This is a genomic window from Acinetobacter sp. 24-47-62, from assembly GCF_056779765.1.
Genome location: NZ_JBWYIN010000015.1, coordinates 89163 through 99643, shown reverse-complemented (window position 1 = coordinate 99643; position 10481 = coordinate 89163). Strand labels below are relative to the sequence as shown.

Sequence of the window (10481 nt, the reverse complement as noted above, 5' to 3'; positions counted from 1 at the left end):
AATCACCATTACCTGCGTTGTTGTTGACGATCACTAAGTCTTTAATACCGAGTTCAATTAAGCCATCGATGAGTTCAGCAGGCTGACCTGCAGTACCAAACCCACCAATCATAATGGTTGAACCGTCTTTAATTTGGGAAAGAACTTCTATAATTGAATTCAAACTTTTATTGATCATACGACTTCAAATTTTGGTAATCCTTTCACAATATTGTATTCAACTAATGTCACCACATTATTCACTTTATGCAAACTTATTGTTCTCTTTGTTAGAACAAACTTTTGATTGTTTTGAAATAATATAGGCTTTTTCTACATTTAGGATTTTAAGGTATGGACAATATTCAAACAGTCAAGGCACTTGAAAATCTTCGATTTGAATCACTTATTGCGAAAGACTATACAACATTTCAAAATCTATGCGATGAAAATTTAACCTATATTCATAGTAGTGGAAAACAAGACAATCTGTTCTCTTACGTGGAGAAATTAAATAATTCTTTTTATGTTTTTCAAAATGTGAATTATGACATAAAAAATATTGTTGAGTTTAATGATACAGTTCTTGTGTTTGCCGATCTTGAAGCCAATTTATTAGTACAAGAGCAGCCAACTTTACTGGTTAATCGAACATTATCTGTTTGGAAAAAGACCTTAGAAGGTTTGAAATTATTTGCGTATCAGCCCACGCCAATTAAGTAAAATCCAAACATAAAAAGAGGGGCTATGCCCCTCTTTTTAAAATTTACGAGTTTTAGAACTTACGACTATAAGTTGTAAAGAAGCGGTTTTCCTTATAATCCCCATTGAGATCATTTTTATAGTTTAAATTTAACCATTGGAAACCTACACCCTTGAGCTTACCTTCATTGACACGGTAATTCAGTATAAGATCGAGCTCACTTTCATCGAAGCCTTTTAGTCCATTAATACTATAGTCTTGACCATCGACATAACGTACCAAGACATTAAGTCCTGGCACTAACCAACTTGCATTATGATTGAATGTGAAGTGATAAGATAATTCATTGGCTTTGTTAAATGTCCCTTGTGTCCAGTTTACATAACTTAATACAGGGACAGCTCCATCTAGCATAGGGAAGTCACTGTCCCCTTCAATTTTTTGTACACCAAAACCAAATGTGTTAGGACCATAGCGCACTTCTTGTAAAATGGCATAATATTGGTTATCAATATTACCAAGACGTTGTTCACCCTGCTCTTCGGTATAATAGTATCTAAGTTTAGTGTTTAAATGAACATCATCATATTGTGTCTTGTACTGTAGTCCCAATGAATATTGGTTATATAGATCCTCTAATTCACTGGCAAAGATTTGTGTTTCGAGTTTATCGTTAAACGCCTTGTGTTTTAAATCTAAATATGCCAAACCATCTGAATCTTGTTTCGCGACTGATATTTTTCGAAACTTCTCTTCATTGCGTGGTGAGAATTTATCTAAATAACCTATATCAACTTTTAATTGATCATGCCATTGCCCTGAATACACGACCCCATGAAAAGTAGTCAGTAACTGACGGCTATAGTCTACCGTAGCCAATGGTGTATTCACCCATTGCTCCCCCCAACTCAGGTAATGCTGCTTATGTTTGACACCAATTGAGCCAGCAACCTTATGATACTCTGAGGCTTGTTCCTGTGTAACAGGATCAAAAGGCAAAATCATATCGCCACGATGTTTATCTGAACTTAAACGCTGCGCATATTGTAGCGAGCCTGTCACCGTTAAAGCGGTATCTTCTGTCAGTTTGTGCTGCGCATCTGCTTTTGCAATGATGCCTTGTGTCCAACTGCCAATAGAAGGCTTAGCAGGATCATCGAAATCACGCTCTGCATATAAGTTTTTAAGTTGAATATCAAGGTTTACATCTTTCGCCAAGGCGAAGTTTGCCGTTGCAGCCATGGCACAAACCAATGGCGCAATTAAAATATGTTTATTCATATTTAATCCATTAAATTATTTGATCTTTTTGATCGTCCTGAAACCAACATGGCTAATTCCTAAATCAATTTCTTGCGCATGCCGTGCTGATGCGCGATAGCGCATACAGTAGTTGGCCGCACATAAAAATGATCCGCCTTTGATGGTGTAGCTTTTATGACTTGGCTGATTATGGGTATTGAGTTGTTGCATCCCCATATGATCATCATGTGAACCAATAAACGGACTATTGGTGTATTCCCACACGTTACCGATCATGTCATACAGACCAAAGCCATTGGCTTTAAAGCACCCCACAGGCGCTAATTCAGAAAAGCCATCTTTGTTTTCATTTTGATATGGGAATTGTCCTTGCCATACATTCGCGTTGATATGATCTAAATCTGCACTGACATCGCGTTGTTGGCTAAACCCTTTGGCTGCGTATTCCCACTGTTCTTCGGTAGGCAGTTCTCTACCTAGCCAATTTGCATAGGCAATGGCATCTTTGAGGGTAATCATACGCACAGGTTCATTGGGTTGAATTTTACGTGTACTATCAGCTCCCCAAGGTTGTTGCCAATTGGCACCCTTTGTTAAAAACCACCAACCTAATTCAGCAACTTGTGCTTCAGGTGCGGTAAAAACTGCGGCTTCACCCTGTTGCTCTGCTTCAGTGATATACCCTGTTGCTTCTACAAAACTTTTAAATTGTGCATTGGTGACTTCCGTGGCATCAATCCAAAAATCATCCACTTGACGTTCACTTTGATATAAAGCGCGTTCTTCTGGATAGGCTTCGTTATTCCCAATTTGGAAACGACCGCCTGTAATTTTGACCATGCCAGCTTCGGGTTTCTGTTGCCAACCTTCTGGTAAACCCGAATATTGTTGGCATTGTTCAACGCTCCCTAAAGGCAGACTCACTTCAATAGGCTCTTCTGATAATTTTGATGATGATCCACATGCAGTCACCAATACACTTGATGTAAGTAATACTGATTTTAAAATTTTCATCATCCTTAATTATCCTTATAAAGTATTGAAGTAATCCTATCTTCATCTTATATCTATATTTGTATAGGTCATTTCAAATTGAATACCTATACTAGACTTAGAAATACAGTGCTCATCCTTGAGCCAATAACCGATAACAAAGCTTATCTCTAGGAGATCAGAGCACTCTTTATCGGTTATTTTCCTTTTATGTCTTTGCATTGCGCTGGTATACAAAGTACATCTCTAGACATCAAACATCATGTAAATCAATTGCTGATTGATTTACCTAAATTTTTTAAGAACTCAGGTTGGATACACGTATCATAGAAGCAGTTCATTTGACCGTATTTGTAACGCACTGGTGCTTCTACTACACCCACACGTTTCGCATACTTATCCCACTCTTTGCTTAGCTCTTTCACTTTTTTAGGGTTTTCAAGTGCAAGGTTAACGCTGTAGCTTGGGTCTGCTTTACGGTTATACAATTCCCATTCACCTGTACCATATGGAGGAACTTGAAGCTGTGCTGCCCAATCACCTTTATACAATGCGCGACGTGTATTGAATTCCCAACCTAAAGCGCGCTCAGGTAAGGCTTTATTTTCAAATACAGGTAGGAATGAACGCCCTTCCATTTTTAACAACTTTTGACCATTGAGTGTCTTCGGTCGTTTTGCACCCGTTAATTCAAGAATCGTTGGTACAAAGTCAATCACGTGCATGGTTTCTGATTGGATTTGACCAGCTTTAATTTTCTCTGGGTAACGGATGACCGCAGGTACGTGTATACCACCATTTGATAAAATACTCTTGAAATATGGTAATGGCGTTGATGCAACTTGCGCCCATTGTGGACCTAAAGTCACATAAGAGCCTTTTTTACCCATGTTTTCAAGGCTGTTGTCAAAGGTCGTATCTACCCATTCACGGATACCATTTTTATCTTCAGTCGTGCCTAATGATTCTGGTGTAGCCGACTCTGCACCATTATCCGACATGAATAAAATCAAGGTATTGTCTAATTCACCTGTCTTTTTGAGATAATCAATCACACGACCGATGTTATGGTCCATGTTGTCAATCATCGCCGCATAGATCTGCATGGTTTTCACTTGATCTTGCTTTTGCGCTTCGCTCAATTTATCCCATGCTGGGAATGCATCCATTAATGGGTTATTAACCTTGGTGCCTTTAGGCATAATGCCAAGCTCAATCATACGCTCTAAACGTGATTGACGAACTTGCTCATAACCTTCTTTATAGAAGTTTTCATACTTTTTCAAATATTGGTCTGGTGCTTGTAAAGGCCAATGCGGTGCTGTAAATGCCAAATAACCAAAGAATGGTTGATCTTTTTTACGGTCATTTTCTAAATATGAAATTAATTTAGAGGTAAAGAAATCACTTGAGAAAAACTCTTCTGGCAAGGTCGCATCTTTACCATCTTCTAGGTAACGCGCCTTATAGTTGCCTGGGAACATTTGGCTCGCATCCATGTGTGCTGCACCACCCGGCATTAAAGTAAATGAACGATCAAACCCACGTGCTTTAGCATGGCTATCTTCAGTTGCACCTAAGTGCCATTTACCTGTTACAAAAGATGCATAACCTTCAGTTTTTAAAATTTCAGCTAAGGTCATTACACGGTTATTTAAACGACCTTCATACCCCGGCTTACCTTTTTGTTCTGGCTGTAAATATTCAGCCATTGTACCGAAACCTGCTTGGTGGTTATCGTTACCTGTTAAAAGCATTGAGCGCGTGACAGAACATGTCGGGCCTGTGTAAAAGTTAGTGAGTACTGCACCTTCTTTTGCCAACTTTTTAATATTTGGGGTAGAAATTTCACCACCAAATGGCTCAGTGTCTGAAAAACCAAGGTCATCTGCAACGATCACCAATATGTTTGGTTTTTTAATTTCTGCGGCTTGTGCCAATGACATGCTGAGTAAAGTCGGCACAAATAGTGCTGCCATTGCTAATTTTTTCATCACCATAACAATATCCTTGAGTTGTGTGATTGAGCAAAATCCTTGCTTATTGAGAATTTAACGATAAAACTTGAAGAGAAAAATCGCTTCAAACCGAATTAACTATTCATGTTCTCCGAACAATCTTGTAGATAAATCCCACCATTTTCAACGACTATCGGCTCTGCCGTGAGTTGTCGCGATTTACATGGGCCATCCACGCAAAGTCCTGTTTCAATTTCAAACATTGCCGAATGATGGGCACACATAATCCAGCGGTGGTCATAGGTAAAAAATTGACCTTTGGCGTTGTCTAATTGCACAGAAAAATGCGGACAGATGTTGTGGTAGGCATAGTAATCTTGTTGTTTTTTAATCAAGACCAGATCAAGATTCTTTTGCAGAGGATGCGCAACTTTTTTCGTGGCGACATCCTCTAGCTCTACAATTTGGCAAAGCAAGATTTTTTTTGACAATTTGCTTTACTCCTTGCTGAGTACAAATTGATATTCGATGTGATAGTACGCCGAAGAAATATTAAATTTTTCTTCTATTTCAGGGCTATATTCACAGTAATGATAATTAACAATCAACGGTGCTTTGACGCCAAAAACTGTGTCTGAGCTTAGATAGGGATCATTTTCAATAAACAGATGTGTGACCAAATCATGGTGTCCTGCTGCCTGAATTTTAAAATGAATATGTGCAGGTCGCCAAAAATGACGTTCGGCAAAATTCAGTAAAGTCCCGACAGGGCCATCGGATGGAATTTGATAGCTGACAGGTAAAATGCTTTGAATGGCATATTCACCTTGTGCTTGGCTATAAAACACACCACGTAAATGATCAATTTCCTGCTCGGGGTCTTGACCTGAATACATACCATTATGAGCAGTCTGCCAAATATCAATTTTAGCATTTTCGATTGGATTTAAATCTTGATCCACAATCCGACCCGTGATCAACAGGGGCAATTGCCCTTCATCCAACGTACTAAAAATGGCACTTCCATAGTCCCGTACAGGCATATCTGGTAAATAAAAGGGTCCAAATACCGTACTTGGCGTTTGCTGTTCATGCCGATGATGATTAATTTCATCCACCAACATCGACACCCCAAGCACATCTGACAACAAAATAAATTCTTGTCGTTGTGCGTGGCATTTCTGACCCGTTTGCGTCAGAAAGTCGATCGCAAGTGCCCACTCGTCTTGAGTCAGCTCTACGTCTTTGACATAGTGATGTAGACTTTCGATTAAACGTGTGAGTAGCAATCGTTGGCGCGTATTTTCAATATTAGAAAAACTACGCACCACCTCTTGAGTGAGTTGTCCCATGGCACCTCCCTTGTTTATACGCCACCACAATTATTGTGGTGGGAGTCCTTGATAAGCGCGTTGTAACAATGCTTCTAGCTCTGGGTAATCGTATGCGCGTGGGTTGTAATACGGGCTGTCACATACAATACGTGCAACGGTTTGTGGGCCATCTTCAGGTAAACCAATGTCTTTGAGTGCCATTGGAATATTGAGCTTTTGATTTAATGCATAAATCAATTGTCCAACCTGTGTATGGTCTTCGCCACCTAAAGCTTGTGCCAATTTGGTCATCGCATCAACATCAGCATTACGGTTGTAATGTACCGAGTAAGCCAAACTAATCGCATGAGCTTCGGCATGTGGCAAGTTGTATGTTCCACCTAAGGTATGGCAAATTTTATGATGAATCGCCATGCCGACAGAACCCAAGCAAATACCGGCTAACCATGCGCCATACGTGGCTTTTTCACGTGCGCTGATATTGTGTGGATCTTGCACAATCTGTGGCAAGGCTTCACTTAATGCACGGATAGACTCAATCGCCATTAACTGAATAATCGGGTTTTTATCCTGTGCATACAGTGCTTCAATGGCATGTGCCATCGCATTCATGCCTGAACATGCAGAGATTTTGGCAGGTAAAGTCAAGCTTAACTCAGGATCATAAATCACCACTTTTGGTAACACTTTTAGATCTTTACCTGTCGTTTTTAAACGATTTTCTGTCAGACCATAAACGGTCGTCATTTCACTACCCGCATAGGTGGTCGGAATCGCGACAATTGGTAAAGCTGTTTTAAGCGCAATCGCTTTGGCTAAACCGATGGTAGAACCACCACCTAGTGCCAAACAGCAATCCACCCCAAGACGCTCTGCCTCAGCAATGGCTTGATTTGCCACTTCTACAGGCACGTGCATCACCGCTTTTGGATGCACACCCACACACAGCTCACCGAGCTGTGTTGCGAGTTTTTGACCATCTTGTTCTTGTTCAGGTGTGGTGATAATCAATACAGATTGATAACCATATTCTTTTAAAATTGATGCAGTTTCTTTTAAACGTCCTGCACCAAAATGTACATTAATAGGTAACGCTTTATAATTAAAAAAATTCATTATTCACCTCGCTGAAAATGCGGTGGAATTTTCGCATCTACGTTTACCCAAATTGATTTAGCTTCGGTGTAATCATGAATCGCTTCAAAGCCCATTTCACGACCATAACCTGACTTACCGACACCACCAAATGGACTACCCGGGCTCACACGTTTATAGCTGTTAATCCAGCACATACCCGCTTTAATCTTACGTGCAAATAAATGTGCACGATGGATATTCTGCGTCCATAAGCCACTGCCTAAACCATATTCAGTACAGTTTGCAATTTCGAGTGCCTCAGCATCATTTTTAAAACGCAGGACGGTGACAAATGGACCAAATACTTCTTCTTGCGCCACACGGTCATGTGGTTTTGCTTCAACAATCGTTGGTAAAACGTAATAACCATTTTGTAAGCTAGGGTCAGATGGTACTTCACCACCGAGTAACACACGTCCACCTTGTTCTTTGGCAATTTGCGTATACGACAATACTTTATTGCGATGCGCTTCTGAGGTTAAAGGACCCATTTCTGTTGCAGGATCCATTGGATCACCCAAACGAATAGATGATGCAAGTTTGATGAATTTTTCTAAGAATTCATCTGCAATATCTTCGTGCAAAACTAAGCGAGAACCTGCGATACATGCTTGACCTTGGTTATGGAAAATTGCCCATGCCGCACCATTTACAGCAGCATCAATATTGGCATCTTCAAATACAATATTCGCGCCTTTACCACCTAGCTCAAGTTGTACTTTTTTCAGATTGTCCGCAGAAGCATGGATAATGCCCTGACCAGTTAGCGTAGAACCTGTAAAGGCAATTTTTCCAATTTCAGGATGTTCCGCTAAACGCTGTCCCGCAGTTTGACCATAGCCTGGCACTACGTTTACCACACCATCTGGGAAACCTGCTTCTTTAATTAATTCTGCAATTTTAAGGGTAGATAATGGGGTGATTTCTGAAGGTTTTAACACCACTGTATTCCCTGCAGCCAATGCAGGACCAAGTTTCCAACTGGTAAACATCAGTGGGAAGTTCCAAGGTACAATTTGCCCTACTACGCCAATTGGTTCACGTACCACATAGTTTAAGAAACCTTGTTCTACAGGAATTACCGTCCCTTCAATTTTGTCGGCAATACCACCAAAATAACGGAAACAAGCCGCTGTTCTTGGTACATCTAAACGTCTAGAATCACGAATAGGATGCCCTGTATCTAAAGATTCTAACTGCGCTAATTCTTCTAAATTTGCTTCAATTAAATCTGCTAATTTTAACAATAAACGCCCACGCTCTGCTGCTGGCGTTTCAGCCCATGCTGAAAATGCTTGCTTAGCTGCTTCAACAGCCAAATCTACATCCACAGCTTCAGCTGCTGCAATTTGAGTAATGATTTCTCCATTTGCAGGATTCAGTACGTCGATAGTACCGCCATTTTTTGCCGGCACAAATTGACCGTTAATAAATAATTGAGTATTCATATTAACCTTAATTTTAAAAAAAAGAGGGCGAATTCTCGCCCCACAAATAGAGAGAATGATTTAGAAATCGATTGGATATGGAGGTAGCTCACCGCTTGCATATTTTTCTGGCAAATCAGCTGTTGCATTTTCCCATACCAAAATCATCGAGCGTTTTGTCGCATAACCTTGGTGACGAATATTGGCTGGCATTGCACAAATATCACCTGGTTTCATTTCAATACGCGCGATAGGTGAGCCATCTTCTTTATCGGCAATGTTCCATGTCATTACATCTGAGAATTGTAAGAACCACTCTACGCGGTCATTGCCATGGAAAATTGGTAAAATATACTCTTCAGTCGTTGGGCAGAATAAACTTGCTTTACACACCGATGTTACCGATGGATTCCATGTCACATCTGACCTAGACAAGTACTTAAACAAATTAAAACCACTTAATTGACCTTCGAAACCCGGCTCACAATGCACTAAAGGCTCATCTTGATCGACATCTAAGAAATGACGATTTACAGGCAAATCATCACGTAAAGGTGAATCGCCCTCCAAACCTGGCATACGTTTAGTCGCTACACGGTAACGATCAATAGCAGCACTGTTATTGCCATTTTTACGACCAAATGCACTGCCCGTTTCTTCAGGTGCTGCAAATGGGTCAAAACCTTCATTTACCCAATCATGTAAAATTGCTTTAAACGTTGCCATAATTTTAGGTGTTTGGAAGTTTTCTACATAATCCACACCTGCCGCTTTTAATACGCCATTAAAGGTACCGGCGTAAAAATCAACGCTGCCATAATGGTTTTGCGTACCAATCACATGGTCAAAGTTCACCCAACCATAGAAAAAGCCCCACGCTACATCACGCATCACTGCACGTAAAAATGCATCAGCAGACATTAAATGTGAATGTTCTTTGCCCTCAACTTGCCATGTGATTTTTGCAAAATATTCATCCCGGCTAATCACAAAATTACCTAATTTAAAAGATTGATAACCAGTGATTGGATTAGTATCGATAACATCTACGTGTTCAATTTGAGCGATTTGATTCATTGCCTTCTTCCTTGAATATGATTATTTCAAACAAATGTCTGACCATTTTTCTAATGAAAGTGGCCCTTGAATTGTTTGAACCAATAAAACTGATGTTGTTGCAGCATCAAAGCGGTATGCAGTACCCGCAGGTAGAATCGCTTGATGACCTTTTTTCAACACCACGTAGCCCATTGGCACACCATCTGGCTGCTCACCTGCAAGTTGTGTTCCTTCAATTTCAGCATCTAATGGATTTTTCAACTTTAAAAACTCAATACGAATCTCACCATCCATCACAATCACAAATTCATCATGTGATGCTGTGTACCAAGGTGACTGTCCTTCTGCACGTACTGTTTCAATCACATATTTTTGATTTAACCCAACAATGGTCTTATCATAAGACTGTGCTTTTTCAGCAACCTCAAACACATTCGAAAAAGCATAGTTCGTTGCCTTTCCCTGAATGATCTGAATTGACCCTTTGTCATACTGCTTTAAACTGCCAAACTTTGTTGTATAAGCATTCATTGTTGTTTCCTTTAACAAATTTCCTGTTTTAAAATTAAGATAAAAATAACTCCACAACAATGAACTCTTCCCCGACATGAAAGTTCGTAATTTACGA

General features: G+C 40.0%; 11 protein-coding genes. 1 reads left to right on the top strand and 10 read right to left on the bottom strand.

From position 1 onward, the window contains the following. The coding region (locus AC1M87_RS12655) for a CoA-transferase (RefSeq protein ID WP_481593894.1) at window positions 1–178 on the bottom strand (178 nt) is incomplete at its 3' end. A gap of 155 nt (window positions 179–333) precedes the next feature. Between AC1M87_RS12655 and AC1M87_RS12650 the strand changes: the two genes are divergently transcribed. Further along, a complete protein-coding gene (locus AC1M87_RS12650) occupies window positions 334–702 on the top strand; it encodes a nuclear transport factor 2 family protein (protein ID WP_481593890.1) in 369 nt (122 codons plus the stop codon). A gap of 52 nt (window positions 703–754) precedes the next feature. Here the strand turns inward: AC1M87_RS12650 and AC1M87_RS12645 are convergent, their stop codons facing one another. The 9 genes from AC1M87_RS12645 to AC1M87_RS12605 all read right to left on the bottom strand — a co-directional run bounded on the left by AC1M87_RS12645 (window position 755) and on the right by AC1M87_RS12605 (window position 10384). Beyond that, window positions 755–1963: an OprD family outer membrane porin gene (locus AC1M87_RS12645; RefSeq protein WP_481593889.1), complete on the bottom strand. Its 1209-nt coding sequence runs from the start codon at window positions 1961–1963 to the stop codon at window positions 755–757. Window positions 1964–1978: 15 nt separating this feature from the next. Next, entirely contained in the window at window positions 1979–2959 is a 981-nt protein-coding gene (locus AC1M87_RS12640) for a formylglycine-generating enzyme family protein (protein ID WP_481593893.1), read from the bottom strand. 248 nt (window positions 2960–3207) lie between these two features. Continuing rightward, window positions 3208–4938, bottom strand: a complete 1731-nt coding sequence (locus AC1M87_RS12635; RefSeq protein ID WP_481593888.1) for an arylsulfatase — start codon at window positions 4936–4938, stop codon at window positions 3208–3210. 92 nt (window positions 4939–5030) lie between these two features. Beyond that, window positions 5031–5387, bottom strand: coding sequence for a Rieske (2Fe-2S) protein (locus tag AC1M87_RS12630; RefSeq protein WP_481593887.1), 357 nt, complete (start codon window positions 5385–5387; stop codon window positions 5031–5033). 6 nt (window positions 5388–5393) lie between these two features. Continuing rightward, window positions 5394–6248 carry a dioxygenase family protein gene (locus tag AC1M87_RS12625; protein WP_481593886.1) on the bottom strand — a complete coding sequence of 285 codons (855 nt, stop codon included), beginning with the start codon at window positions 6246–6248 and terminating at the stop codon, window positions 5394–5396. A gap of 30 nt (window positions 6249–6278) precedes the next feature. Next, window positions 6279–7346 (bottom strand): maleylacetate reductase, encoded by a 1068-nt coding sequence (locus tag AC1M87_RS12620; protein WP_481593885.1) that lies wholly within the window; start codon window positions 7344–7346, stop codon window positions 6279–6281. After that, complete coding sequence (locus tag AC1M87_RS12615) at window positions 7346–8815, bottom strand: aldehyde dehydrogenase family protein (protein WP_481593884.1); 1470 nt, start codon at window positions 8813–8815, stop codon at window positions 7346–7348. The genes AC1M87_RS12620 and AC1M87_RS12615 overlap by 1 nt, the downstream gene beginning before the upstream one ends. A 60-nt stretch (window positions 8816–8875) precedes the next feature. Next, a complete protein-coding gene (locus AC1M87_RS12610) occupies window positions 8876–9871 on the bottom strand; it encodes a hydroxyquinol 1,2-dioxygenase (protein ID WP_481593883.1) in 996 nt (331 codons plus the stop codon). A 21-nt stretch (window positions 9872–9892) separates the two neighbouring features. Then, entirely contained in the window at window positions 9893–10384 is a 492-nt protein-coding gene (locus AC1M87_RS12605; RefSeq protein WP_481593882.1) for a cupin domain-containing protein, read from the bottom strand. Window positions 10385–10481: the final 97 nt, after the last annotated feature.